We start from the raw sequence: 25,897 nt of genomic DNA, 5'->3' as shown, positions 1-25,897 counted from the left end.
CCTAGGGTAGCCAGCCAATTCCTCTTGTAAACCCGGCATACTCATTATACCAGTACTCGCGAATGCATGGGACCGCAAGTTCCGCACGATACGAAAGCCCACCCCGCGATGATCATCCTCACCTATCGCATCGAAACGCCGGGCAGCATCGAAGCGCTTGCCGCCAAGATTGCCAGCGACCAGTCCACGGGCACCTTCGTCGATCTGCCGGGTGAGACCGAGGAGTTGAAGGCGCGGGTTGCGGCGCGCGTGCTGGCCATCCGGCCTCTTGCGCCTGCAACGGTTCCGTCCTTTCCCCAGGCTGCCGGTCAGCAGGGCCCCTTCAATCGCGCCGATGTCGATATCGGTTTCCCCTTCGATGCCATCGGCACCGATCTGTCGGCGCTGATGACAATTGCCATCGGCGGAACCTATTCGATTCGCGAGCTTTCCGGTATCCGCGTTGTCGACATGAAGCTGCCAGAGGCTTTCCGCGGTGCGCACCCCGGTCCGAAGTACGGCGTGGCGGGCAGCCGGCGCCTGACGGGCGTCAAGGACCGCCCCATCATCGGCACCATCGTGAAGCCGGCACTCGGCCTGCGCCCGCATGAAACGGCGGCACTTGTCGGCGAACTGATCGAGGCCGGTGTCGACTTCATCAAGGACGACGAGAAGCTGATGAGCCCGGCCTATTCGCCGCTCGAAGAGCGGGTGAAGGCGATCATGCCGCTCATCCTCGACCACGAGCAGAAGACCGGCAAGAAGGTGATGTACGCATTCGGCATATCCCATGCCGATCCCGACCAGATGATGCGCAACCACGATATCGTGGCGAAGGCGGGCGGCAATTGCGCCGTGGTCAACATCTTTTCCGTCGGCATGGGGGGCGTCGCCTTCCTGCGCAAGCGGACGAACCTTGTCATCCATGCCCACCGAAACGGCTGGGACATCCTGACCCGGCATCCGGGGCTTGGCATGGACTTCAAGGTCGCGCAGCAGTTCTGGCGGCTGCTTGGGGTCGATCAGTTCCAGATCAACGGGATCGGCGTGAAATACTGGGAGCCGGACGATTCCTTCGTGGAATCGTTCAAGGCCATCAGCACGCCGCTCTTCGACAAGGCCGACTGCCCGCTCCCGGTAGCCGGTTCGGGCCAGTGGGGCGGGCAGGCACCGGAAACCTACCGACGCACGGGTCGAACGACCGACCTGCTCTACCTCTGCGGCGGCGGTATCGTCAGCCATCCGGGCGGACCGGCGGCCGGCGTGCGGGCCGTCCAGCAGGCCTGGCAGGCAGCGGTTGAGGGGATCGCTCTCGAAGACTATGCAAGGACGCATCCCGAACTGCAGCAGTCGATCAACAAGTTCGGCAGCAAGAAATCCCGCTAGGGTCGGGCAGATACCAACCAGTTTCCAGAAAGGACATGCCGTGAAAATTGCCATCGGAGCCGACAGCGCCGGCAAACCGCTTCTCGACGTCATCGCCAAGCACCTTGCCACCAAGCCCGGCATCGTCGTCAACGACCTCAGCCAGTCCGGTTTCTACGCCGAACTCGCCAAGGGGCTTGCCGAGACGATCCTCGACGGCAGCAACGACCGCGGCATCCTCTTCTGCGGGACAGGCATCGGCGTCAGCATCTCGGCAAACAAGGTGCCCGGCATCCGCGCGGCACTGACGCATGACACCTATTCGGCCGAGCGCGCGGCGAAGTCGAACAACGCGCAGATCATCACCATGGGCGCGCGCGTCATCGGTCCCGAACTGGCCAAGGCGATCGTCGATACCTGGCTTGCTTCGACCTTCGACCCGCAGGGCCCGTCGGCCGGCAATGTCGAGGCGATCGACAGGCTCGATGCCGGCAAGAAGGGCTGACCGGCCAGGATGAGCAAGGAGCTGCTGCTCGGCTATTATGGCGACGACCTGACCGGGTCGACCGACGTCATGGAATCGATGGCGCTGGGCGGCGTGCCGACTGTGCTGTTCATGCGCGTTCCGGACGCCGAGCTGCAGGCGCGCTTTGCGCATTGCCGGGCCATGGGCCTCGCCGGAACGAGCCGCAGCGAGACGCCGGACTGGATGGACGAACACCTGCCCCCGGCATTCGCCTGGATGAAGGGACTGGGGGCTGCGATCTGCCACTACAAGGTCTGCTCGACCTTCGATTCCAGCCCGGCGGTCGGCAATATCGGTCGCGCCATCGAGATCGGGAAGACGCTGTTCGAGCAGGACTGCGTGCCGGTGGCGGTCGGCGCGCCGCAACTGCGGCGCTACACCAGCTTCGGCAACCTGTTTGCCGGCTACCAGGGCCAGGTCTACCGCATCGACCGCCACCCGGTGATGAGCAGGCATCCGGTGACGCCGATGGACGAGGCAGACCTGCTCCTTCACCTTGCCAGGCAGACCGGCCTGCGGTCCCGGCTCGTCGACGGACCGGCCCTGCGCTCCACGGATCCTGCCGCCGCCGTGGACCGTGTCCTCGAAGACGGTCCCGAGATCCTGCTCCTCGACATCGACAGCGCCGAAACGCAGCGCGCCGTCGGCGAGCAATTGTGGCGGCTGCGCCGGCCGGGAGGCCTCTACGTGGCGGGCTCTTCTGGTGTCGAATACGCGCTGATGGCCGAATGGGTGCGCTCGGGCATCGCGCCGGGCAAGGCGCGTTTCGAACCGACGCCGGCCGTCGACCGCATCGCTACCGTTTCGGGCAGCGTGTCGCCGACGACCGAACGGCAGATCCGTCATGCCCTGGCCAACGGCTTCGACGGCATCGCGCTCGACGCCCGCGACATGATCGGCGAGGACTCGGATGCGGCACTCGACAAGGCCGTGGCTGCCGGGCTCGCCAGCCTGAGGGAGGGCCGCAGCGTGATCCTCTACACCGCGCTCGGCTCGTCGGCAGACCTCGGCGCCGAGATCGACAAGGTTGCAGGCGCCCGCCACCATATCGGCCGCAGCCTCGGTCGCATCCTCAACCGGCTGGTGGTGGAGCAATCGCTGAAACGCGCCGTCATTGCCGGTGGAGACACATCGAGCCACGCGCTTGGTCAACTCGGTGTCGACGCGCTTACCGTGCGCATGCCCTTCCCGCAGTCGCCCGGATCGCCGCTCTGCGCCGCTCACAGCCGGGCTGCCGGCATCGACGGGCTGGAAATCGCGCTCAAGGGCGGACAGGTCGGCACCGACGCCTATTTCGCCGATATTCGCGACGGTCTTGTGGCCTGAGTTCAGCTCAACAGGCGTTTCGGCGGCCCCATTTAGAGATGTGTCCGAGACAGGCTTAAGTGCCCCACCGCGCCCCACGAAGGGCGCCTGCATCGACTCGAATCCATTTGACGGGAGAAACTCTCGGTCCTACGTTCCAATCTTGGTATAACAGGTATGCCATCATGCCAATTGAGGTCATCAAGCAAAGAAGGTTGTCCGAGGATGTCGCGGACCGTCTCGAGCGGATGATCCAGAGCGGTGAATTCTCGGAAAGCGACCAGCTCCCTTCGGAGCGTGATCTGATGCGCCTCTTCGGCGTCGGACGCCCGTCCGTGCGCGAGGCGCTGCTTCATCTACGCAAGATTGGGCTCGTGGAGCTTCGCTCTGGGGAGCGCGCCAAGGTAACGCGCCCGACTCCGCAATTCGTCATCGAGGCGCTTGCAAGTCCCGCTCGAAGCTTGATTTCAGCGCCCGGCGGCGTTCAGAATTTCCAGCATGCGCGGAGTTTCTTCGAGGTTGGACTGGCGCGTCATGCCGCCTTGCACGCAACCGAAGATGAACTTGCGACGCTCAAGGAGGCGTTGGAGAAAAACCGACTGTCTATCGGGAATCTCAAGCGATTCGAGCGAACGGACGTCGACTTTCATTTTGTGCTCGCAGTGATTGCCCGCAACCCGATATTCACGGCCATTCACGCCGCACTGGCAGAATGGTTGCTGGAACAGAGGCGGACCACCCTGGCGGCCGGTCAGGACATGGTGGCCTATCGGGCGCATGTCGCGATCTACGAAGCCATCGTCTCGAAGGACCCGGACCGCGCCGAACAAGCTATGCGCGAGCATCTGGAGTATGTGGCGAAGCGTTACACTGACGTCGCCGGGGGCGGCGCATGAGTGGCTACGTGGTGATAGTCGATTTCCAACTGCGGGATGGAAAGCGTAGCGACTTCCGGGTCCTGATTGATGCCAATTCCAGGACTTCGATGCGGCTTGAGAAGTCTTGCCGTCGCTTCGATGTGGTTGAACCGGTCGGGGAACCCAACCGGGTCATGCTCTACGAGATCTACGATGATCAGGCGGCTTTCGAGGCGCATTGCAGGACCGATCACTTTCTGAAGTTCGACGCCGAGAGCGCAGCCCTCGTGAGCGACAAGAAGGTCATCAAGGCGCAGTTGGTCTGCGGGGGATAGCAACGAAAAAGGCAATCAGGTCGCACAAGCCGGGGAGCGGCGCGACGTTCGGGAGGGATGGAATGGCCGACAGCAGTCTTAGAGAGATGACGAGTCACCGGCGGGTCAAGTTGGGTCATCTGGTCGCCGAGTTCGCGACGCCGGGGATCGGCCACATCCTTAAGTCCGCCGGATGCGACTTCGTGTTCTTCGACATGGAGCATTCCGGCTTCAGCATGGAGACCGTGAAGAGCGCCATCCGATATTTCGAGGCGGCCGGATTGCCGGCCATGGTGAGGGTGCCGTCGCAGGACTATCATTTCATCGGCCGCGCCATGGACATGGGCGTCGAAGGCTTCATTGCGCCGATGGTGAGCAACGTCGATCAGGTTCGCCACATCGTCAATTCGATGAAATATCACCCCGCTGGCAATCGCGGAGTTGCCTTGCAGATCGCGCATGATCGCTACCGCCCTGGTTCGGTGGCCGACAAATTCAAGGCCGCCAATGACCGCTCGACGTTCTTCTGCCTGATCGAGACCGCGGAGGGCGTGGACAATATCGATGCCATTGCCGGCTTCGATGGGGTCGATTGCCTGTGGGTCGGCCACTTTGACCTGTCGGTGTCGCTTGGCGTGCCGGGTGACTTCGCCCATCCCACCTTCGCTACGGCTATGGACAAGATCATCGCCGCGGCCAAGCGGCACAACAAGTCTCTGGGCCGGCTGGTGCCGAATGTGCAGCAGGGCATAGATTTCAATGCCGAGGGTTTTGATTTCATTTGCTATTCGGGCGATGTCTGGGTGCTTCACGACGCGCTGGCCGACGCCATCGGCAAGCTGCGCGATGGCTGCAAATAGGGTAGTGTCAGCATGACGAACGACCCGAAATTCCGCGTCGCGATATCCGGAGACTTCCGCAAGCCGGACGGTTCGCCGACCTATCCGGATTTCGATCTGGAGCCACTGCGCACTGCGCCGGGTGTCGAGATGGCGTTCCTGGAATCGAACAACCCGATCCGTGCCGAGCAGCTCGAGGACTTTGATGCGCTGATCCTGCTGACGCATCGCTTCGGGGCGGAGAGCGTCCCCAAGAGCGGTCGGCTGGCCGTCGTGGCAAGGTTCGGCGTCGGCTACGATACCGTTGACGTCGACGCCTGCACAAAGGCGGGCATCGCGCTGGTCATTACGCCTGACGGCGTCCGGCGCCCGGTCGCCGTATCGGTGATTACCCTGATGCTTGCCTTGACCGGCAAGCTGATGATCAAGGACCGCCTGACGCGCGAAGCCGCCAACGGCTTTGCCAAGCGCTCCGACCACATGGGCGTCGGCCTCGTCGGCCGTACACTTGGTTCGCTCGGCATCGGCAATATCGGCGCCGAAGTCTTCCGCATGGCAAAGCCGTTCGACATGAAGTTCATTGCGCACGACCCCTTCGCCAGCAAGCCGGTCGCGGCCGAACTCGGGATCGAACTGGTCGGCCTGGAGGACCTGTTTCGCCGCGCCGACATACTGTCGGTCAGTTGTCCGCTGACGCCCGAAACCCGGCACATCGTCAACGCTGAGCGGCTCGCGCTGATGAAGCCGACGGCTTACCTGATCAACACCGCACGCGGACCGATCGTCGACCAGAAGGCGCTCACCCGGGTACTGCAGGAGCGGCGCATTGCCGGCGCGGGGCTCGATGTGCTGGAGCAGGAGCCGCCGGAGGCCGATGATCCGATCCTGAAACTCGACAACGTCATTCTGGCGCCGCACGCGCTGTGCTGGACCGACCAATGTTTTGCCGGCAACGGCGCAGCTGACGTCAAGGCTGTACTGGAAGTGCAGCACGGTCGCGAGCCGCGCGGCGTGGTCAATAGGGAGGTTTTGTCCAGTGAGGTCTGGACGAAGCGGCTGGCGGGCCTTGCCGCGCGCGCCGGCACGTAGAACGGGGAAAGGATTTTGGCGCGTCGCCGCGGGTGAGTTCCACGGCGCCGATCTAGGCAGGGAGGCTCGACCCGCCGCGCCAGCGGTCGAGTGAAGCCGATGCGATGGCTACCGAATTCTTCGGTAGCCCCGATGGGAGGAGCTAGGACTATGAATGAACGTCAGAATCGAGACTTTCAGGCGGGCCTGGAAGACGAGGTGAACGCTTTCCTGCGTGGTGAGCCGACACGTCGAACCTTCATCAAGAGGTTCGGTCAGGCCATGGGCATGTTGCCGATCGTCGGCGGCGCGCTCGGATCCGGTGTGCAGTGGGCCTTGGCACAAGCGAAGATGGAACTTGAGGACCCGAGCACGCCGCTAGGCAAGGCGCAGGCCCTTGCCCTCAAGGCATCAACCGAAGGTCCCGCGGATGGTTCGGCCTTCCGCGCCGTGGAGGCAGCCAAGCAGTTTGCCGGCGTCAACCTCAACATGACCTACGAGGCCGGTCTGCAGGGGCTCGATCCCCGCAACTTCTCCGGCCCCCTCTGGGAGGAACTGACCGGCATCAAATCGACCGTCGTCGAGTTGCCGTCGCCGGACATGTACTCCAAGCCGATCGCCGAGCATATCGCGCAGTCCGGCGCCTACGACATCCTCGACCTGCAACCGCAGTGGACACCGGCGCTTGCCGACGGTGGTGTGATCGCGCCGCTCGACGACCTGATCGCCAAATACATGAACCCGGCCGACCTCGAGGACTACCACCCTCTCTACAAGGCCTTGCCGACCTACAAGGGCAAGATCTGGGGTCTGTTCGACGACGGCGACATGTTCGCCCTCTATTACCGCAAGGACATTTTCGAGGATCCGAAGCTGAACGAGGCCTATGAGGCCAAGTTCAGCAAAAAGCTCGAAGTGCCGAAATCCTGGGAGGACTACGCGCAGGTCGCACAGTTCATCACCGACCAGATGGCACCCAAGGTCTATGGCGCCGGACACTTCCGCAAGGCAGGCAGCCCGGGCAACCAGTTCGACTTCATGCAGCAGTTCCGTTCGAACGGCGGCGCGTTCTTCGATGGCGACATGAAGGCCGCGCTGGCCACCGACATCGGCGTAAAGACCCTCCAGAACATGATCGCCGCCAACAAGGCATCGATCCCCGGCAACGAGGAACTCGATGCGGTGTCGCTGTGGGTTGCATGGCTGCAGGGGAAGATCGCCATGATGTACTCGTGGCCGCCGACCGGCCGCATGTCGGCCGGCTATTCGCAGAGCGACAAGGCGATCTCGTTCATTCCCCAGTCGTCGATCGCCGGCAAGGTCGGCTATGCGATCGTACCCGGGGGGAATCCCGAGCATGCCTTCGGCTTCAACAAGGCGCTTGCCGCCGATTCGGCCAATCCCGAAGCGGCATTCCTGTTCATGCAGTGGGCGTGCTCGCCGCCGGTGTCGCTTGCCCGCTGCATGCTGCCCTACGCGCTGCGTGATCCCTACCGGATCTCGCACTTCAAGTCGGAACTCTACGGAGAGTTGTTCCCGAGCGCGCCGGAATATCTGGCAAATCTCAACGCTTCGGCCAATGTCGGCCTGCTGGACCCGATCATGCCGGGCGCGCAGGACTACCAGCTCTCGCTCGACCGCATGTGCACCTCTGTCTGGGCAGGCACGGACCCGATGGAGGCCCTGAAGACGGCTGCGGCCGAATGGGACGCCACGACCGAAAACCTCGGCGTCGACGCCCAAAAGGGCTTCTACCAGGAGTTCCTCAAGCTGCCAGGTGCCACTGCCGACAACACGGTGGAAAAGCTCGGCATGGCGGTCACGCTCTAGGACAAACGGAAGGGCTGCCGCTTGCTTGCGGCGGCCCTTCCGACCAAGGCGAGCGGACGGCCTGTCATGGCCGAACATTCGCGAAAAGAAGCTTCAGCAGGACAAAAACAGGTGCGTGGGATGATGACAGGAGCAGCGGCGGACGTCGGACCGAAGGATGGCAGGCAGCGCCCTTCAGCGCGGACGAGCGATACCTGGTTCAAGTGGCTGCTCGTCGCGCCGGCGGCGTTCCTCATTCTTGCCATCTCGATCTACCCGCTGCTGTTTTCGGTCTGGGTGCTTTTCGTCAACTACGATTTCCAGATCCCCGGCCACGCCTTCGTCGGCCTCAAGAATTTCAAGCAGGTCATCTTCGATCCAGTGGCCGTCTATTCGCTGTGGGTCACAGTGGCGCTGTCGACCATCAACGTGGTGGTCGAATTCCTGCTTGGCCTGGCGATTGCCATGGCGATGGCAAACACGTTCAGGGGCCGCGGAGTGCTCATCTCCGTCCTGATCGTGCCGCTCTTCATCAGTCCGATCATCGTGGGCCAGGTCTGGGTGCTCATGCTGCACAGCCCGTTTGGACCGACGAACTACCTGCTGAGCCAGCTCCTGGGCTATGAAGTCACCATCAAGTGGCTGACCGGATTTCCGTGGAATTTCGTCGCCCTGATCCTTGCCGACGTGTGGCAGTGGACGCCGTTCATGTTCGTCATCCTGCTCGCCGGGCTGACTTCCATCCCGCCGCACGTCTACGAAGCCGCCGAACTGGACGGCGTGGGGCCCTGGCAGACCTTCTGGTACATCACCGTGCCCTACATCGCGCCGATGATGCTGCTGGCCGTGACGTTCCGGCTGCTCGACGCGATCCGACTGTTCGACACGATCTTCATCATGACCGGCGGCGGTCCCGGCACCTCCACCTACAGTGCGTCCTACTATCTTTACACCATCGGCTTCACGCAGTTTCACCTTTCGCGGGCAACCGCCGGTGCCTGGATCTTCATGATCCTCACCCTGCTGGTGGTGTTTCTGCTCGTCCGTCGCCTGCTGACCATGGAGTCGAAGTGATGGCGCCCGTGGCACCACACAGCAGCCGACGCTCGCGCCTGCGGCGGATACCGTTCCTGCGCATCCTGTTTCTGGCAGTCTGCGTGATCTTCGTCGTCCTGCCGCTCTATTGGGTGTTCGTCACCTCGATCAAGCCGAGCGACGACTACCTGGCGATCCCGCCGGTCTGGTTTCCCGACAAGCCGACGCTCGTCCACTACACGGCCGCGCTGTTTGCCTATCGCGGGCTGAACGGGCTCATCAACAGCCTGATCGTCTCGATCTCCGCGACCTTCCTGTCCTGCCTCTTTGGCACGCTGATGGCTTACAGCCTGGCCCGCTTCAATACGGGCGGCCAGCACCTCTCCTTCTGGGTGCTGTCGCAGCGCTTCCTGCCGCCGATCGCGATCGTGCTGCCGATCTTTCTCAACTATCGGGTGCTCGGTCTCAACGATACGCATGTCGGGCTGATCCTCGCCTACACCGTCTTCACCTTGCCGGTGTCGGTTTGGATGATGTTCGCCTATTTCCGCCAGATGCCGCGCTCGCTCGAAGAGGCGGCTCTGGTCGACGGCTGCACGCGCTGGACCTCGTTCTGGCGGGTCGCCGTGCCGCTGGCGATACCGGGCATCGTGGCGGCCGCGATCTTCACCTTCATCGCCTGCTGGACGGAGTTCTTCTTCGCGCTCGTCCTGACCAGCCGCAACGCCTACACGCTGCCCACGGTGTTCCGCGCCTTCCTGAGCTTCCAGGGCGCACAGTATGGCGAGGCAAGTGCGTTGGCGATCGTGTCTCTCGTGCCATCGATCGTGCTGGGCGTGCTGGTCCAGAAGCACCTCGTTCGCGGGCTGACGCTCGGCGCAATTCGCGGATGAGAAGTGCCGCATCCACCCCGCCTTTTTGGGAATGATTGAACATGTCGGACGTCAAGATCACCGGTTTACACAAGCGCTATGGCGCCTTCCACGCCGTCAGGGGCATCGACCTCGAGATCAGCGACGGCGAGTTTGCCGTGCTGGTCGGGCCATCCGGCTGCGGCAAGAGTACGCTGCTGCGCACGATTGCCGGGCTTGAAGAAGCTTCCGGCGGCACGATTGAGATCGGCGGCGAGGTGGTCAACGACTATCGGCCGCGCGATCGCGATGTCGCCATGGTGTTCCAGGACTATGCGCTATACCCGCACATGACCGTGGCGAACAACATCGGCTTCGGTCTCAAGGCCCGCAAGATGCCGAAGCCCGACATCGAGGCGCGCGTGTCGGAAGCGGCGACCATGCTCGGCATCACCTCGCTGCTTGGCCGCTTTCCGCGCCAGCTTTCGGGCGGCCAGCGCCAGCGCGTCGCGATCGGCCGCGCCATCGTGCGCAACCCGAAAGTGTTCCTGTTCGACGAACCGCTCTCCAACCTGGACGCCCAGCTGCGCGACGAGATGCGCGGCGAGATTAAGCGGCTGCACCAGGAAATCGCCACCACGATGATCTACGTGACGCATGACCAGATCGAGGCGATGACGCTGGCCGACCGGATCGTGCTCATGCGCGACGGGCTGATCGAGCAGCAGGGCGCGCCGCTCGAACTGTTCGAGCGCCCGGCCACCACCTTCGTCGCCGGCTTCCTGGGCTCGCCGCGCATGAGCTTCCTGCCTGGCAATCTGGCGATTGCCGGCGAGACCCATGGCGTCCGGGTCGGCGAGATGATGCTGCCGATCCCAGCCGACCGGTCCCTGAGCGGGGCCCGGGACGGGATGTCGGTGCTGCTGGGCCTGAGGCCGGAGCATCTGACCCGCGCGCATGGGGAGCAACCGGCCGAGGGCGTGTACCGTCACGAAGCCCGGATCGAGCTGGTCCAGCCGACGGGTTCGCGGACCTATGCGACGTTTCGAATGGCCGGCGAGCCGGTGAATGCCGAACTCCAGGCCCATGACGTGAGCCGGGCTGGCCAGCAGATGCCGATCGACATCAACATGATGCGCGCCTCGATCTTCGATGCGGACACGCAGCGCGCACTCTAGGGGGAAAGCCATGCTCTCACGCGCGATTGCACTTTGCGGGACCGATTCCGCAGATCCGCCGATGCGGACCCTGACGGCCGGGCTGCTCTCCGTCGAATTCGACAATGGCGCTCTGCGCTACGTGCGCTATGGCGGCATCGAGGTGCTCCGGGCCATCGCATTCCTGGTGCGCGACGAGAATTGGGGTACCTTCGCCGCGAGCCTTGAAAATCTGAAGATAATCGAGTCCGAGGACGGGTTCTCCGTCAGCTATCGGGCAACATGCGCGGACGCGAAGCGAAGCCTCGTCTATGAGGCCACCATAACGGGCGGGAGCGACGGCGCGCTGACCTTCGAGGCCGTCGCCACGCCGCAGACGGACGTGCTGACCAACCGCACCGGCTTCATCGTCCTGCATCCACTCGACGGCGTTGCCGGCCAGCCGGTGAAAATTCTCAAGGTCGATGGAAGCGAGACCCTTTCGACGTTTCCGGAAATCATCAATCCGATGTGCCCTTTCAAGGATCTGCGTGCCCTGTCGCACGAGTTCGCTCCGGGAAGCTGGGCAACCTGCACCATGGAGGGTGACACGTTCGAGATGGAAGACCAGCGCAACTGGTCGGATGCCTCCTACAAGACCTATGTGCGCCCGCTGACGCAGCCGTGGCCCTATGTGCTGCCGAAGGGCGAGCCCGTCGCGCAGAAGGTCAGCCTGACGATATCGGGAAAGCCGCCGTCGGCTGCCGCTTCGGACGGCAGACAGCCGGTCACCGTCACCATCGGCGAGGAGATGGGCGTCCTGCCCGCCGTCGGCATCGGCATCCCTGCCGAGGAAGCCGGCCATTCGCTGGAAAGAGGCGCGCTGGTCGAACTGTTGTCTCCCCAATGGCTCGTCTGCGAGGTCGATCTGCGCCAGGGGCACGGGCTAGCGGAGATGAAAAATTTCTGCTCGCTCTCGCAGTTGACCGGCGCCGAGGTGGCGCTCGAGATCATCACGCTCGGCAGTCTGGATCCGGATTCGGAACTGACTTCGGTAGCCCGGGCGGCCAGAGCCGCTGGCCTCGAACCCTCGGCCGTCGCCGCGTTTCCGGCCCAGGACATGGTTTCTGTCCAACCCGGCGTGCCGTGGCCGGAGATGCCCACATTCGAGGAAACCTTCGCTGCAGCGCGCAAGGCATTTCCGCATGCCGCGATCGGCGGTGGAATGGCGGCCTATTTTACCGAACTCAACCGCAAGCGACCGCCGGCAGCACCGCTCGACTACGTCACTCACACCACCTGTCCGAACGTGCACGCGGCAGACGACCAGTCGGTCATGGAGACGATCGAGGCGTTGCCATACCAGATCATCTCGACCCGCTCATTCATGGGCGATGCCATCTCATACCGCATCGGCCCGAGCCAGCTCGGATGCCGGGAGAACCCGTACGGAAAGGCTACCACGCCCAATCCGCACAATGGCCGCGTGTGCCTGAGCAGGATAGACCCACGCCAGCGCGGGCTGTTCAACGCCGCCTGGTCGCTTGCCTACATGGCGGCCTGTGCGAGGGGAAAGGTTGACGTGGTCGCGCTCGGGTCGACCACCGGACCGTTCGGGCACATCTACCGTCGCACGGATTTCGAACAACCCTACTTCGACGATCTCGATCAGCCTGCCGTTTACCCATCGTTTCATGTACTGGCCGGGCTCGCTCAAGCCGCCGGCAAACCCCACTTATCGACCACTCTGTCGCAACAGGGAAAACTCGCCGCACTAGCGTTTTCTCTGGACAAGAAGACGCAGCTTTGGCTGGCCAACTTGACCTCAAACGCTGTCACCGCGGTTATCCCTTCGGTCGACACTACCGGCGCCCGAATTGCACAACTGGATGAGAGAGGCTTTGCGGAACTGACGGCGTCGCCGGACTATCTCGACAATGCGCGGATCGACCTTGCGTCCGGTCGGGTCGAACTCGGCGCTTACGCGGTCGCCAGGATCGAAATCGACACGCCAAGACGCTAAGATTGAAAATCAGCCGTGCATTGCGGACTTGCCAGGCAAGACGTTGGAGATTCCCTTGACCAATTTTCCAGACCCATACGCAATTGCGGTTGTCGGCGCAGCGAGCGGTATCGGCCAAGCGGCGGCCGGACTGATGGCCGCTCGCGGCGCGTCCATAATCTGCCTTGATCGCGATAGCGCTGGTGCGCAGAAAACACGTGACGAGATCATCGCGGCGGGCGGCAGGGCGTCCGCCTACGCCCTGGATGTCACCGACCCGGTCGCCGCGAAGACCGTCTGGCAAAAGGCACTAGACGAGTGCGGCCAACTCCATGGTCTGGTCAACTGCGCGGGCGTGACCGGCAAGACCAATCTGAAGACACACGAAGTCGATCCTGTGGACTTCGATCTGGTCTACCGTATCAACATGATGGGCACTCTTCTTGTCTCGCAAGCCGTTCTCCCACACATGCTCGAGAACAAGTTTGGCCGTATCCTTCACATTGCCTCCATTGCCGGCAAGGAGGGCAATGCCGGCATGGTCGCATATTCAGCCACCAAGGCTGGTGTGATCGGAATGGTTAAATCGATGGGCAAGGATTATGCCGAGACGGGAATCACGGTGAATGCGCTCGCCCCGGCCGTTATCCGCACACCGATGGTGGCCGCCCTGCCCGAAGCACAGGTCAACTACATGACTGATAAAATTCCAATGAAGCGCTGCGGCGAACTGGATGAAGCTGCAGAGATGATTGCCTGGATCGTTTCACCGGCATGTAGCTTCACCACCGGGTTCACGTTCGACCTCAGCGGTGGCCGGGCTACTTACTGATGGTCAACGTCGAGCCATATCGTTCGAGCCTAGAGGGCGTTCGTGACCTCCTGGCCTTAGATCAAGGAAAAAGGCGTCTGCGAAATTAACAGGGATGGTCAGCTAATCGGGCACGCCATCTTGCTCTAGTTGGTGAATGCCGCCATCGAGCACAAGCCTATTGGCCGCTATGGATCGGCTGCCGCCAAAAGCGGACCTACCGCTTCCGGCCCCATACACGATGTTTGATAATCCAAAATCGAAGAGGATGATTGTACAGAACTGGCGCGCGGGACGTGTCTAATGGAGTCCGCCCAACTGCCTCCCACAACAGCATGCTGATCGAGCAGATCGAACATCTGAACAAGAGACTGTCCCCCTATCGACGCTTCATCACCTTCCGGCCCGGTCGCACCCAGACCGCGATGAAGGAGCATGAGGCCGTCTTCGAGGCCCTGCTCCGCGGCGACGGCGAAACCGCATCGACATCGATGCGAAGCCACGTGCGGGTTCTTGCCGAGGATTCTCTGGCGCTCTCGAAGAGCCTGCGATTCGAGGAGTGCTGTTGGGACTTCAAAGCGAAAGGCGCCGTGGCGGAGATCCCAACCTCAACCAGCCGAGGTAGCAAACACCTCGCAACCTACCGCTTATCTTCGACGAACCGCAAAACCATATCGACCGCGTTCTTGCGCAGGCTGGCCTGGGATGCGGCCGCCCCGAAATCCCGTCCGAAGATCTTCGAGAAGGTGGCGCGGTTCGAGACATTGAAGAAGCACAGCGCGCTGACCTGCCAGTGCAGTTCCACCGGATCGATGCCCGCCCGGAAGACGCCGTCCGACACCCCGCGCTCATAGATGCCGGAGATGTGATCGATGGCGGTCACGTTGAGTGCGCGGATGGCTTCGGACCGTTCCAGATACTGCCCGTGATGAATGTTCTCGATCATCACCATGCGGATGAACCCCTCATTCCGATGGTGGTGGTCGAAGGTGAACTCGACGAGCCTGCGCAAGGCATCGACCGGCGACAATCCCGCCGTGTCCAGGCCGTTCTCTCCCTCGCGGACAAGGCGGTAGGCATTTTCCAGGGCGCGCAGGTAGAGCCCCTCCTTGTCGCCGAAATAATAGTAGATCATTCGCTTGGAGGACCGGGTCCGCGCCGCAATCTCATCGATGCGCGCGCCCGACAGGCCGTTCAGCGCAAACTCCTCGGTGGCGATGGCGAGAATGTCGCGCCGCGTCCCCTCCGGATCCTGCGTCCGGGTGACAGAATCACCGTTCCGCCGACGGGCACTTTTCTGGGTATTCACGGCACCAGTCCCTCCCGCCGGACGGCGATTGAATAAACTAACCAGTTCGTACATTGTGTACTAAGTCGTACCGAAGTCCATACCGGCTTTGAAAGACCAATGACAAGAGCGCCGAAGATGCGCCTTGCGAGCTCGGGTCGCGGTTCGAACGGGAGGATTTGTTGAGCCGACATGCCGGCATCATCGCGGAGATGGTGGGACGCCTCGTTCCCGACACGGGCGTGCTGCCGGAGCACGCCATCATGGTCGGGCTGATCGGGCGCGGCATCCAGGCCTCGCGGACGCCGAGGATGCATGAGCGCGAGGGCGCGCGGCTGGGCATCCCCTATGTCTATGTGCTGATCGACTTCGACCTGCTCGGATTGTCCGACGACTCTCTCGCAGATGTCATCGCGCAGGCGCGGACTTCCGGATTTGCAGGCCTCAACGTCACCTACCCTTTCAAGCAGGCCATCATCGATCATCTCGACGCGCTCGACACCGATGCCGAAGCGATCGGTGCGGTGAACACCGTGGTTCTCTCACCCGTCGGCACCGAGGGGCACAACACCGATTGCTGGGGTTTTGGGGAAAGCTTCCGGGAGAGCATGGACGACGTGCCCATGCGCAGGGTCGTCCAGTTCGGCGCCGGCGGCGCCGGTGCAGCGGTTGCCCACGCATTGATGGAACTCGGTGCGGGAACCCTTTCGATCATCGACAGCGACCGAGAGCGAGCAGCAAAGCTGGCCGATTCCATGCGCCGGCGCTTTGCCAACCGGGTCCATGCCGAGACCGACGTCGAGGCCACGCTGGCGCTGGCCGACGGCATCGTCAATACGACGCCAGTCGGCATGACCAAGCATCCCGGCGTGCCGTTTGCGGCCAACCTTCTCGAGCCGCGCCACTGGGTCGCCGAGATCATCTATTTCCCGCAGGAAACAGAGCTTCTGCGGCGCGCCCGCGCCCTTGGCTGCCGCACGCTTCCGGGTGCCGGCATGGCCATCTACCAGGCCGTACGGGCCTTCGAGCTTTTCACCGGAAAAACACCAGATCGCCGGACCATGGCCGGCTATTTCGAGACGGCGGCATGAACGCCACGTCATAGTGCACCACAGGGAGGAATGACATGACAACACACGCAACCCGCCGACAGGTACTGATCGGAACCGGCCTTCTGGCCGCTTCCGCGGCAGCGCCCGCCTTTGCCCAGGACAAGCCGAAGCTACGCTTTTCGGCGGTCTTCTCCGAGCAGGACATCCGCGCCGAGATGATGAAGACGTTCGCCGCGGCAACGGCCGAGGACTTCGCCTTCGAGGGCTACTATGGCGGCAACCTCTTCAAGCAGGGGACCGAACTCGTGGCGCTGCAGCGCGGCAACCTGGAAATGGGCAACATCGCGCCGCAGGATGTTTCCAAGCAAATCCCGGCATGGTCGATCCTGACCGCCGGCTACCTGTTCCGCGACGCCGCCCATCTCAAGGCGTTCTTCGCCAGCGACGCGGGTGCCGAGATGAAGCAGATGACCGAGGACCAGCTCGGCGTGAAGGTGCTCGGACCGACCTATTTCGGCGTTCGCCAGCTCGGCCTGAAGATCGACAAGGAAATCAAGACGCCCGACGACATGGCAGGCGTCAAGCTGCGCATGCCCGGCGGCGACGCGTGGCAGTTCCTCGGCGAGGCGCTCGGCGCCAACCCGACCCCGATGGCCTATGCCGAGGTCTATACCGGCCTGCAGACGGGCGCGATTGACGGCCAGGACAACCCGCTGCCGAACGTCGAGAACATGAAGTTCTACGAGGTGATGTCGCAGATCGTGCTGACCTCGCATCTCGTCGGCTTCGACCTGCTGTCGATCTCCAAGAAAGTCTGGGACGAGATGGGCGCCGAGAAGCAGGCGAAGGTGCAGGCTGCAGCCGACGCGGCGATCGACTTCTCGACCGAGAAGCACCTCGCCCGCGAACAGGAACTGGTGGAAACGTTCAAGGCCAAGGGCCTCAAGATCTACGAGCCGGACGTCGCGGCGTTCCGCAAGCATGTCCAGGAAAAGTACCTGGCCTCGGATCTCGCCACGACCTGGCCCGCGGGCATGGTCGAGAAGATCAACGCCATCTAACATGGCAATCGGCGTCCGGCCGGCAGAGCGCCGGCCGGACAGCCGGGGGATGAACAGGGTGAGCACGCGACTTCGAACCTTGGGCGGCTGGCTCTACCGGCGCGCCGAAAACGCGCTGGCGATGATGCTGGCGGTGATGTTCTTCGCCTTCATCCTGCAGATCGTGTTCCGCTACGTCCTCAACTGGCCGGTCGGATGGACCAACGAGATCAGCGTGGTCATGTGGATATGGATCGTGCTTTTCGGCGCGGCCTTCGTGCTGCGCGAGGAAGAGGAAATCCGCTTCGACCTGATCTATTCGGCGCTCGGCCCGCAGGTCCGCCGTGTCATGCTGGTTCTGTCGGCAGCAGCCGTGATCGGCCTCTACGGCATCTCGCTGCCGGCGGTCGTCGACTATGTCGGGTTCATGAAGGTCGAGAGCACCGCCTACATGAAGATCCGTTTCGACTGGCTGTTCTCGATCTACGTCGTCTTCGCCGTCGCCGTCATCGTGCGCTACATCTGGCTGGCGTGGCAGAGCCTGATGGCCAGCAGCGCCGAGAATACTGACGGCCCGACGATCGAGCCGCGCAAATGAACCTTGCCAGCCCGTTCTCGTTGTCGCTGGTCGCGATCACGGCGCTGGCCTTTCTCGGCCTGCCGATCGGCCACGCGATGATCGCGGGATCCATCCTCTACCTGCTCCTGGCCGGCCTCGATCTCGGCACGGTGGCGGAACAGATCCTCAACGGGATGTATTCCAACTACATCATCCTGGCCGTGCCGCTGTTCATCCTGGCAGCCGAACTGATGAACATCGGCTCGATGACCAACCGGCTGCTCGCCTTCTGCAACGCGGTCGTCGGGCGGTTCAGGGGCGGCCTCGCCTATGTGAACATCCTGCAGAGCATCATCTTCGCCGGCATGTCGGGTTCGGCGATCGCCGACGCGGCGGGCACCGGCAAGATGATGCAGATGATGATGACCAAGGACGGCAAGTATCCGGCGAGCTACGCCGCCGCCCTGACCACCGCCACGGCGGTGATCGGACCGATCATCCCGCCATCCATCCCAATGGTCATCTACGCACTCGTCTCCGACGCCTCGATAGGCTTCCTGTTCCTCGGCGGCGTCGTCCCCGGCCTGCTGATGGCGGTAACCCAGATGTTGATCGTCGGCGTCGATTCGCGGCGCCGAAATTTTCCGGTCGAGGCCCTACCCCGCTCCGCGAACTGCCGATGATCACGTGGCGCGCACTGCCCTCGCTGATGATGCCGGTCGTCCTTCTGGGCGGAATCTACAGCGGCGCGACGACTCCGACCGAGGCCGCTGCCATCGCTGCCGCCTATGCCCTGATCGTCTCCGTCGTGCTCTACCGGAGCGTCAGCGCGGCCAATTTCTACAAATCGGTGCTCTCGAGCGCCCGCACCAGTGCATCGGTCGGCATGCTGATCGCCGGCGCGCTGATCTTCAACTACGTGGTGACGGTGGAGAACATTCCGCAGTCGCTGAGCGTCCTGCTGACCGGCTGGGAGCTTTCGCCGACCGGCTTTCTGATCCTGGTCAACGTCATCCTGCTGCTGCTCGGCTGCCTTCTCGAAGGCACGACGATCCTTCTCGTCATCGTGCCCGTGCTGATCCCGACCGCCAAGCTGCTCGGTATCGACATGGTTCACTTCGGCGTGGTGGTCGTCGTCAACATCATGATCGGCCTGATCACGCCGCCCTACGGGCTTCTGCTGTTCATCATGACGCGCATCGCAGAAGTCCCGTTGCGCGACCTCGTGCGCGACGTGCTGCCGTTTCTCGGCGCGATGCTCGCCTCGCTCGCGCTCATCACATTCTTCCCCGCGCTGGTGCTCTGGCTGCCGCGCCTGCTGGGCTACCAGGGCTGACGAAAGAGGACCTTCATGGCCGACAAACCGATTTTCGTGCTCAACGGACCCAACCTTAACCGGCTCGGCATGCGCGAACCGGAGATCTACGGAACGGTCACCCTCGGCGAAGTCGAGACCATGTGCCGGGAGGCCGCCGGGGGCTGGCCGGTCCGGTTCCACCAGTCGAATGCCGAGCACCAGCTCGTCGACTGGATCCACGAGGCGATCGACGACGGCGCGGGCATCCTGATCAACCCGGCCGGGCTGACGTTCCGGTCGATCCCGATCCTCGATGCCCTCAAGATGTTTCCCGGGCCGATCATCGAGTTTCACATCTCGAACATCCATCGCCGCGAGGAAATCTACCATCACTCGCTCGTCTCCCCGGTCGCGACCGCGGTGCTGGCCGGGCTCGGTCCGAAAGGCTATGCGCTGGCCGTGCACGCGCTGCTCGACATGATCGACAGATGAAAACCTCGATCGCCACCGTTTCGATCAGTGGAGACCTGCGCGAGAAGCTGGCGGCTATCGCGGCGGCAGGGTTCGATGGAGTCGAGATCTTCGAGAACGACTTTCTGACCTTCGACGGCAGCCCGGCGGAGGTCGGCCGCATGGTGCGCGACCATGGGCTCGAGATCACGCTGTTCCAGCCGTTCCGCGACTTCGAAGGAATGCCGGAACCACAGCGCACAAGCGCCATGGATCGTGCCGAGCGCAAGTTCGACCTGATGGCCGAGCTTGGCACCGATCTCATGCTCGTCTGCTCAAACGTCTCGCCGCTCGCGCTGGGCGGGATAGACCGGGCTGCAGCCGATGTCCGCGAACTTGGCGAGCGGGCAGCCAAGAGGTCGTTGCGCATCGGCTACGAAGCACTTGCCTGGGGCCGGCACATCAGCGACCACCGCGATGCCTGGGAGGTCGTGCGGCGCGCCGACCACCCGAATGCCGGGCTGATCCTCGATTCCTTCCACACGCTGGCGCGCAAGATCGACGTCGGGTCGATCCGCGCTATCCCCGGCGACAGGATTTTCATCGTCCAACTCGCAGACGCACCGCTGATCGACATGGACCTGCTCTACTGGAGCCGTCACTTCCGCAACATGCCGGGCGAAGGCGACCTGCCGGTAACCGAGTTCATGCGCGCGGTAGCGGCAACAGGCTATGACGGTCCGCTGTCGCTAGAGATCTTCAACGACCAGTTCCGGGGCGGCTCGCCGCGGTCCATCGCCGTCGACGGCCGGCGTTCGCTGATCTACCTGATGGACCAGGTGGCGCGTGCCGAGCCGGCAATATCCATCGACGTCCCCGAGATTCCCGACCGCGTCGAGGCGCAAGGCATCGAATTCATCGAATTCGCAGCCAACGAGCAGGAGGCCCAGGAACTTGGCACCCTGTTCGAGGCGATGGGTTTCGCGGCCGTCGCCCGGCACCGCAACAAGGAGGTTACGCTCTACCGGCAGGGTGCCGTCAATCTTGTCGTCAACACCGAGAAGGAGGGCTTCGCGCACTCGTCCTATCTGGTGCACGGTACGTCGGCCTATGCAATCGGCCTCAAGGTGGCGGATGCCGCGGCAACCGTCGAGCGGGCGCGCGCGCTCGGCGCCGACATTTTCGAGCAGCGTCACGGGCCGGGCGAACTGGCCATCCCCGCCATTAGGGGCGTTGGCGGCGGCGTACTCTATTTTGTCGATGGCAAGACCGAGGGCGTCTGGGAGATCGAATTCGAGCCGACCGGCTCGGATGCCGGCGACAGCGCCTTCCGGAGCATCGACCACGTGGCCCAGACCATGAACTACGAAGAGATGCTGACCTGGATTCTGTTCTTAACCTCGATCTTCCAGGTGCATAAGTCGCCGATGGTCGACGTCGTCGACCCGGCCGGGCTGGTTCGCAGCCAAGTGATCGAGAACGCGTCCGGTTCGCTGCGCCTGACCCTGAACGGCGCCGAAAACCGCAAGACCCTGGCCGGGACGTTTATCGCCGAGACTTTCGGGTCCAGCGTCCAGCATATCGCCTTCCGGACGGGCGACATCTTGAAGACCGCGCGGCGCCTGCGCAACCGTGGCTTCAAGCCGCTGGTCATCTCGCCCAATTATTTCGACGATATCGCGGCCCGCTTCGGCCTTGAGGCCGGGTTCGTCGAGACGTTGCGTGACCTCAACATCCTGTACGACCGCGACGAGCACGGCGAGTTCTTCCAGTTCTACAGCGGCAACTTCGGCGAGGCGTTCTTCTTCGAGATCGTCGAGCGGCGCGGAGGGTACCGGGGATATGGCGCGGCCAACGCGCCTTTCAGGATCGCGGCGCAACGGCGCATGCTGAGGCCGAGAGGGATGCCGCGCGCGACACGCGCGTAGGCAGCTTCACGACACCCAGCGCGGGTCCACGATCTCGCTGCCTTACTCCCGGAAGCCGGCGCTTCGCACGAGGGCTGGCCCACCCTCAGAAGCGCCGATCCGAGCGGCCTCAGGCCTTCACCACGCGATCGCAGATGATGTTGGCGCGTTGCATTGCATTGCGTGTGTCGATGATCAATCGCGAATGGTTGGCGAGAAGCGCGTAGTCGATATCGTCGTGATCGGTCACGATGACGACCGCGTCGTAGGCGGCAATCGAGTCTCGCGACAGGCGGATGCAATCCTTGCCAGCAAGCGTCGGGTGCTTGCGGGTCTTGGGAATGCGGGCAACGTGCGGATCGTGATAGGCGATGTCGGCAGCACGGTTCTCAAGCAGTTCTATCAGCTTCAGCGCGGGGCTCTCCCGGACGTCCGAAACGTTCTTCTTGTAGGCGACGCCGACGATCAGGATCGAAGACTGGCTAAGCGGCAGGCCAAGCCGTGTGTCCAGGGCGTCGATCAGCTTGCTCACGACATAGTGCGGCATTGCTACGTTGATTTCGCCGGACAGTTCGATGAAGCGGGTCGACACCTCGAACTCCCGTGACTTCCAGGTGAGATAGAAGGGATCGATAGGAATACAGTGGCCGCCCAATCCCGGGCCCGGATAGAAGGGCATGTATCCGAATGGCTTGGTCTTGGCGGCTTCGATGACTTCCCAGATGTCGATCCCCATGGCGTCGTAAATCACCTTAAGTTCGTTGACCAAGGCGATGTTGACGGCCCGGAAGATGTTTTCGGTCAGCTTGACCACTTCCGCGACCTTGATGCTCGACACGGGCACGACCTTCTCGACGATCGAACCGTAGAACTGCGCGACCAGCTTCGAGGCAACCGGGCCGTCGCCCGCGACAACCTTGGGAATGGTCGCGGTCTCGAAGCCCGCACTTCCCGGGTCCTCGCGTTCCGGCGAATAGCCGAGGAAGAAGTCGCGGCCCGAGCGCAGGCCCGTGGCTTCCAGGATCGGCTTCATCAACTCGTCGGTCGTGCCGGGATAGGTCGTCGATTCCAGAAGGACGAGCTGCTCCTTGCGCAGATGTTGCGCGATTGACCGGGTGGTCTTTTCGACAAACGACAGGTCGGGTTCGCGCTGCTTGGTCAGCGGGGTGGGAACGCAGATCGCGATGACGTCGCATTCCTCGAACTGGGCGAAGTCACAACTTGCTCTGAACAGCTTTTCGGCCATATGCGATTGCAACGCAGCGTCGCTCACCGCGTCGATGTATGATTTGCCGCCATTGAGTTTCTCTACTTTCGACCGGTCGATGTCGAATCCGATGACATTGAAGCCGGCCCGCGCGACGGCCGAAGCCAGTGGGAGGCCGACATAGCCCATACCCACGATGCCGACCGTAGCGGTACGCGTCTCAAGCTTGGAAAACAGCGAAGCCGCCCGTGCATGTTCTGCGACTAGCATTTGGAGCTCTCCTCGAAATGGCGCTTTGCCGCTTTTGGGCGCGCCGGATTGATTGCACTGCTCGGAGCCGGTTTCCTGGTCATCGCACTAGTCCCGGATACCCGATGTGACTTCGCGATCGAGAAAGGGCGTTCGTTCGTTCACAATGTAGGAAATGGCTTCGAGAATGATGCCGTTAGTGTTCACGTCGGCGACTTCGACAGCCGACTGACTGATTTCGCCGACACCGGATGCAAAACCTATTTCCGGAATCTTGCCCTTGTCGCGAATGAGCGAAATCAGCCTGTCACTGTAGTTACCTTGCCGGCAGGCGTACCAAAGGTAGGATGCCTTGCTGTTGACCATCCTGAGGTCCGCTTCGCGTCTTGCTGTCTTGCCCGCCTGCTTGCTGGTCGGCGCATCGACCACGAATTCACCCCCGTCAGGCGTGATCTGGTAGCCCTGGTATGTGAAGTAGGGCGCAAAGGCGACCGGACCTTCAGATACCGCTGTCAGCACTCCCGTCTCCTGGAAGCGCTTGACCTGCGCATCGAGAAGGATGTCCGACGAAAACCGTCCGTGCGGCGAGCCGCCGAGTTCGATTTCTTCCGTCAGGTGCGGTTCCGTGGCGATGCGGCCGCGGTCGGCAATCTCGCGCAGGGCTTCGACGGCATCGTCCATATTGCGGCTTGGGTCCTGTTCGCCGAAAACCGGCTTGGTCTCGAAACCCCACAGGCGATACCCGTTGGCAACATAATTCGCATAGCTGTTGGCGTGGACCGATGTCAGGCGGCCTTTCCCGCTGACAAGATGCATCTCTCCCTTGATCAGGATCTTGTGAAGGCCCCAACTGCCAACCAGTTTGTCGATCCCGAGACTGCTTCCGGACTCGATGTCGAGCACCTTGAGCGCGATGAGCAACCGGCCTGTGTCCGCGGAGTCGAATCCGCTGCGTTCGCCTGCCTGGGTGCTCAGCCTGCGCTCTGCCGGCGGCAGTTTGACGCCGGCATAGCGGAAGGTCTGTTCGCCAAGAAACTCGATGATACGCCTGCTGCGTTCCTCGAGTTCACCATTATCGATCAGCCCCAGTCGCTTGGCTGAAACCGTCGCCATGACCATGCTCGCAACGTCCCACATGGTGGCGAATGGGTAGCCCTGCTGGCTTCCGTCCTCCATCCATGAGGTGCCGGGAGCAATGCCGTTGAAGGTCTTCATTCCCCAATCGAAGTACCGCCACGCAAGTTCGGCATCGTTGAGAAGCAGGCCCCTCTCGGCATCGGTCATGTCGACGGGGTTCCAGTCGCGGATCTGCACCTCGGCGCGCGCGCCGCAGATTCGGTCGTATGCTGCCAATGGCGGCAGGACCATTCTTCGATACTCCTCGAAGTTGACGAGCTTCGTGCCGGCTTGTCCGGACAGGGTCGAGATGACGTCCTTGATCTGCTCGATCCTTTGTGGCGTGTTCGCCGTGTTGAGGTGGACGCTGAAAACGGCATCATTCTTGTCGCCGACCAGATCCAGAACCGTTTGCGTGTCGTGATAGGGGGCATCGGCCTCCCACGATTCTTCGAACATGACGGTGTTGGAAGCGTGCAGAAGACCCCGCTCATCCATTCCGGTAAACCATCGGAAATCGCGCTTCTCCGCGCTGATGACGGTCGCGCCGATGCCCGCAAGGGCTATCAGCGTGTTTTCGTCATAGGCGTTGTTCGGCGGAATGTAAGACGCCGGGATGCGGCCGCTGGCGTGCGAGACCTCGGCCACGCCGTAGCGGATCAGATCGAGGTTCTTCTCAATCGAGTTGCCGACGAGCTCCGATGGAAGGTGGCGCCATCCATGCGTGGAAACGTCGTATCGAGGATGCTGCAACATGCGCCGCAGATATGCCTCTACCGCGCCGTCGGCGGAAAGGAAGTAGTCTGACGGAGCGGGGACCACCGCTTCGGTGACGGGGTAACCGCCATTGATCAGTTCCTCGACGAACGCCATTTGTGTGATGTCGGACTTCGCGTTGACCCTAAGATCGTCGAAGCGGACTACAACGAAGCGATGGTTGTCGGGGTGGCTTTGCCGATGCAATTCCATCGGCAGGACAGTTCTTGCTTCACCTGATTCCCCGGCGTGCAGCGCTGCCTGGGCAATCTCGGTAGCGTAGCTTGCAAGATCGCCTTCGCTCATCTTGTCAAAAGCAGCGTAGGGAATGTCAACGATGATTGGCTCGTCAGAATTCGCGAGCTTGTCTATTCCCGCCGCAACAGAGGCAGGGTTGGGTTTGCGCTTGCGCGAAGGACGGCTGCTGCTCTTGGGCGAGCCGAACAGGTTCACGAGCCCGGTGTCGGTCGTCCAGTATCCACCCTGGTCGGGCTGGAGGTTGGCTACATCCTTCACGCCGGCAGCTAACCGAATTATCGAGCGAATTCCCGCCGCTCGCATCGCTGCCCCGTCCTGATAGGAGGCGAGCGGCGAATTGGTGGTCAAGGTGCATGCTGTCGTTACAGCCTTGTCCTTGTACCGCTCGTACTGGTTGATGGCTTTGGAGAAGTGCGCTTGAGCGGCACTCACCTGACGCAACTGGAAATACGGATCCGTAGCTTCCAGCGTCTCTGCATGAAGCCCGATCTCGATGTCTCGGCGCTCTTGCTGGATGATGTCGCGCAGGTATCGCGCCATCTTGGAATCATATTCGAGCAAGGCGCCTTCGCCGCCATGAGGATTGACCGTCAATGTGACGGGGATTCCGCGGATCTGGAACGGGCTGACGATCGTCGCGAGCCGAATAGGATCGGATGCGGGGTCGGCGCCGCTGATCGTAATGACGAGTGGGTTGGGCAACGTAGCCGATGCCGCCCTGGCGGCTGAGCGCCCCAATATGGACATTGCCGGTACGCTTAGCGCACCGAGGAGAAGATTGCGCCTCGTAACGTTCATGTCAGCTCCTTTTCAATCCGGCG

General features: G+C 62.5%; 21 protein-coding genes and 2 pseudogenes. 20 read left to right on the top strand and 3 right to left on the bottom strand.

Translation table 11 applies throughout. From position 1 onward, the window contains the following. Window positions 1-108 precede the first annotated feature (108 nt). From oiaX to ACT2BZ_RS09975, 14 genes and pseudogenes are all read left to right on the top strand, one after another. Window positions 109-1,365 (top strand): 3-oxo-isoapionate-4-phosphate decarboxylase OiaX, encoded by a 1,257-nt coding sequence (oiaX, locus tag ACT2BZ_RS10040; RefSeq protein WP_457941266.1) that lies wholly within the window; start codon window positions 109-111, stop codon window positions 1,363-1,365. 40 nt (window positions 1,366-1,405) lie between these two features. Continuing rightward, window positions 1,406-1,849, top strand: coding sequence for a D-erythrulose-4-phosphate isomerase (derI, locus tag ACT2BZ_RS10035; protein ID WP_457940812.1), 444 nt, complete (start codon window positions 1,406-1,408; stop codon window positions 1,847-1,849). A 9-nt stretch (window positions 1,850-1,858) separates the two neighbouring features. Next, window positions 1,859-3,196, top strand: a complete 1,338-nt coding sequence (locus ACT2BZ_RS10030) for a four-carbon acid sugar kinase family protein (RefSeq protein ID WP_457940811.1) — start codon at window positions 1,859-1,861, stop codon at window positions 3,194-3,196. A 164-nt stretch (window positions 3,197-3,360) separates the two neighbouring features. Further along, the gene (gene nanR, locus ACT2BZ_RS10025; protein WP_457940810.1) at window positions 3,361-4,071 is read left to right on the top strand and encodes a transcriptional regulator NanR; all 711 of its coding nucleotides are present in this window, start codon (window positions 3,361-3,363) and stop codon (window positions 4,069-4,071) included. Beyond that, on the top strand, window positions 4,068-4,367 hold the full coding sequence (locus tag ACT2BZ_RS10020; protein ID WP_457940809.1) for a putative quinol monooxygenase: 300 nt from the start codon (window positions 4,068-4,070) through the stop codon (window positions 4,365-4,367). Before nanR ends, ACT2BZ_RS10020 begins: the two co-directional genes overlap by 4 nt. Before the next feature lie 62 nt (window positions 4,368-4,429). After that, the gene (locus ACT2BZ_RS10015; protein ID WP_457940808.1) at window positions 4,430-5,206 is read left to right on the top strand and encodes an HpcH/HpaI aldolase family protein; all 777 of its coding nucleotides are present in this window, start codon (window positions 4,430-4,432) and stop codon (window positions 5,204-5,206) included. A gap of 12 nt (window positions 5,207-5,218) precedes the next feature. Then, window positions 5,219-6,274 (top strand): NAD(P)-dependent oxidoreductase, encoded by a 1,056-nt coding sequence (locus ACT2BZ_RS10010; protein WP_457940807.1) that lies wholly within the window; start codon window positions 5,219-5,221, stop codon window positions 6,272-6,274. A 150-nt stretch (window positions 6,275-6,424) separates the two neighbouring features. Continuing rightward, window positions 6,425-8,083 carry an extracellular solute-binding protein gene (locus ACT2BZ_RS10005; protein ID WP_457940806.1) on the top strand — a complete coding sequence of 553 codons (1,659 nt, stop codon included), beginning with the start codon at window positions 6,425-6,427 and terminating at the stop codon, window positions 8,081-8,083. 120 nt (window positions 8,084-8,203) lie between these two features. Continuing rightward, complete coding sequence (locus ACT2BZ_RS10000; protein ID WP_457940805.1) at window positions 8,204-9,136, top strand: carbohydrate ABC transporter permease; 933 nt, start codon at window positions 8,204-8,206, stop codon at window positions 9,134-9,136. Beyond that, complete coding sequence (locus ACT2BZ_RS09995; protein WP_457940804.1) at window positions 9,136-9,990, top strand: carbohydrate ABC transporter permease; 855 nt, start codon at window positions 9,136-9,138, stop codon at window positions 9,988-9,990. The genes ACT2BZ_RS10000 and ACT2BZ_RS09995 overlap by 1 nt, the downstream gene beginning before the upstream one ends. A gap of 41 nt (window positions 9,991-10,031) precedes the next feature. After that, window positions 10,032-11,126, top strand: a complete 1,095-nt coding sequence (locus ACT2BZ_RS09990; RefSeq protein WP_457940803.1) for an ABC transporter ATP-binding protein — start codon at window positions 10,032-10,034, stop codon at window positions 11,124-11,126. 61 nt (window positions 11,127-11,187) lie between these two features. Further along, entirely contained in the window at window positions 11,188-13,107 is a 1,920-nt protein-coding gene (locus ACT2BZ_RS09985; RefSeq protein ID WP_457940802.1) for a hypothetical protein, read from the top strand. A 55-nt stretch (window positions 13,108-13,162) separates the two neighbouring features. Continuing rightward, window positions 13,163-13,918 (top strand): SDR family NAD(P)-dependent oxidoreductase, encoded by a 756-nt coding sequence (locus ACT2BZ_RS09980; RefSeq protein WP_457940801.1) that lies wholly within the window; start codon window positions 13,163-13,165, stop codon window positions 13,916-13,918. Window positions 13,919-14,232: 314 nt separating this feature from the next. Beyond that, window positions 14,233-14,346, top strand: a pseudogene (locus ACT2BZ_RS09975) (hypothetical protein); the annotation flags it as partial. Between the two features lie 191 nt (window positions 14,347-14,537). Here the strand turns inward: ACT2BZ_RS09975 and ACT2BZ_RS09970 are convergent. Further along, window positions 14,538-15,260: a TetR/AcrR family transcriptional regulator gene (locus tag ACT2BZ_RS09970; RefSeq protein WP_457940800.1), complete on the bottom strand. Its 723-nt coding sequence runs from the start codon at window positions 15,258-15,260 to the stop codon at window positions 14,538-14,540. A gap of 107 nt (window positions 15,261-15,367) precedes the next feature. Between ACT2BZ_RS09970 and ACT2BZ_RS09965 the strand changes: the two genes are divergently transcribed. From ACT2BZ_RS09965 to ACT2BZ_RS09940, 6 genes and pseudogenes are all read left to right on the top strand, one after another. Then, on the top strand, window positions 15,368-16,276 hold the full coding sequence (locus tag ACT2BZ_RS09965) for a shikimate dehydrogenase (protein ID WP_457940799.1): 909 nt from the start codon (window positions 15,368-15,370) through the stop codon (window positions 16,274-16,276). A gap of 35 nt (window positions 16,277-16,311) precedes the next feature. Then, complete coding sequence (dctP, locus tag ACT2BZ_RS09960; protein ID WP_457940798.1) at window positions 16,312-17,298, top strand: TRAP transporter substrate-binding protein DctP; 987 nt, start codon at window positions 16,312-16,314, stop codon at window positions 17,296-17,298. Window positions 17,299-17,356: 58 nt separating this feature from the next. Beyond that, window positions 17,357-17,875, top strand: coding sequence for a TRAP transporter small permease (locus tag ACT2BZ_RS09955; protein WP_457940797.1), 519 nt, complete (start codon window positions 17,357-17,359; stop codon window positions 17,873-17,875). Continuing rightward, window positions 17,872-19,172, top strand: a pseudogene (locus tag ACT2BZ_RS09950) (TRAP transporter large permease). The gene ACT2BZ_RS09955 and the pseudogene ACT2BZ_RS09950 overlap by 4 nt, the downstream one beginning before the upstream one ends. 15 nt (window positions 19,173-19,187) lie before the next feature. Then, window positions 19,188-19,625, top strand: coding sequence for a type II 3-dehydroquinate dehydratase (locus tag ACT2BZ_RS09945; RefSeq protein ID WP_457940796.1), 438 nt, complete (start codon window positions 19,188-19,190; stop codon window positions 19,623-19,625). Beyond that, on the top strand, window positions 19,622-21,511 hold the full coding sequence (locus ACT2BZ_RS09940; RefSeq protein ID WP_457940795.1) for a bifunctional sugar phosphate isomerase/epimerase/4-hydroxyphenylpyruvate dioxygenase family protein: 1,890 nt from the start codon (window positions 19,622-19,624) through the stop codon (window positions 21,509-21,511). Before ACT2BZ_RS09945 ends, ACT2BZ_RS09940 begins: the two co-directional genes overlap by 4 nt. Before the next feature lie 109 nt (window positions 21,512-21,620). Here ACT2BZ_RS09940 and ACT2BZ_RS09935 read toward each other — a convergent pair whose 3' ends face one another. Continuing rightward, window positions 21,621-22,967, bottom strand: a complete 1,347-nt coding sequence (locus tag ACT2BZ_RS09935) for a nucleotide sugar dehydrogenase (RefSeq protein WP_457940794.1) — start codon at window positions 22,965-22,967, stop codon at window positions 21,621-21,623. 87 nt (window positions 22,968-23,054) lie between these two features. After that, complete coding sequence (locus ACT2BZ_RS09930) at window positions 23,055-25,874, bottom strand: DUF3131 domain-containing protein (RefSeq protein WP_457940793.1); 2,820 nt, start codon at window positions 25,872-25,874, stop codon at window positions 23,055-23,057. Between the last annotated feature and the right edge of the window lie 23 nt (window positions 25,875-25,897).

The sequence above is a fragment of the Mesorhizobium sp. 10J20-29 genome (assembly GCF_054130485.1).
The sequence above is the reverse complement of the archived record's forward strand: the minus strand, read 5'-3'. Positions and strand labels throughout refer to the sequence as shown.

Bases quoted from the DNA above. Each gene is read 5' to 3' on its own strand.
- oiaX (WP_457941266.1), top strand. From the start codon at position 109: ATGATCATCCTCACCTATCGCATCGAAACGCCGGGCAGCATCGAAGCG.
- ACT2BZ_RS10030 (WP_457940811.1), top strand. From the start codon at position 1,859: ATGAGCAAGGAGCTGCTGCTCGGCTATTATGGCGACGACCTGACCGGG.
- nanR (WP_457940810.1), top strand. From the start codon at position 3,361: ATGCCAATTGAGGTCATCAAGCAAAGAAGGTTGTCCGAGGATGTCGCG.
- ACT2BZ_RS10020 (WP_457940809.1), top strand. From the start codon at position 4,068: ATGAGTGGCTACGTGGTGATAGTCGATTTCCAACTGCGGGATGGAAAG.
- ACT2BZ_RS10015 (WP_457940808.1), top strand. From the start codon at position 4,430: ATGGCCGACAGCAGTCTTAGAGAGATGACGAGTCACCGGCGGGTCAAG.
- ACT2BZ_RS10010 (WP_457940807.1), top strand. From the start codon at position 5,219: ATGACGAACGACCCGAAATTCCGCGTCGCGATATCCGGAGACTTCCGC.
- ACT2BZ_RS10005 (WP_457940806.1), top strand. From the start codon at position 6,425: ATGAATGAACGTCAGAATCGAGACTTTCAGGCGGGCCTGGAAGACGAG.
- ACT2BZ_RS10000 (WP_457940805.1), top strand. From the start codon at position 8,204: ATGATGACAGGAGCAGCGGCGGACGTCGGACCGAAGGATGGCAGGCAG.
- ACT2BZ_RS09995 (WP_457940804.1), top strand. From the start codon at position 9,136: ATGGCGCCCGTGGCACCACACAGCAGCCGACGCTCGCGCCTGCGGCGG.
- ACT2BZ_RS09990 (WP_457940803.1), top strand. From the start codon at position 10,032: ATGTCGGACGTCAAGATCACCGGTTTACACAAGCGCTATGGCGCCTTC.
- ACT2BZ_RS09985 (WP_457940802.1), top strand. From the start codon at position 11,188: ATGCGGACCCTGACGGCCGGGCTGCTCTCCGTCGAATTCGACAATGGC.
- ACT2BZ_RS09970 (WP_457940800.1), bottom strand. From the start codon at position 15,260: ATGTACGAACTGGTTAGTTTATTCAATCGCCGTCCGGCGGGAGGGACT.
- dctP (WP_457940798.1), top strand. From the start codon at position 16,312: ATGACAACACACGCAACCCGCCGACAGGTACTGATCGGAACCGGCCTT.
- ACT2BZ_RS09945 (WP_457940796.1), top strand. From the start codon at position 19,188: ATGGCCGACAAACCGATTTTCGTGCTCAACGGACCCAACCTTAACCGG.
- ACT2BZ_RS09940 (WP_457940795.1), top strand. From the start codon at position 19,622: ATGAAAACCTCGATCGCCACCGTTTCGATCAGTGGAGACCTGCGCGAG.
- ACT2BZ_RS09935 (WP_457940794.1), bottom strand. From the start codon at position 22,967: ATGCTAGTCGCAGAACATGCACGGGCGGCTTCGCTGTTTTCCAAGCTT.
- ACT2BZ_RS09930 (WP_457940793.1), bottom strand. From the start codon at position 25,874: ATGAACGTTACGAGGCGCAATCTTCTCCTCGGTGCGCTAAGCGTACCG.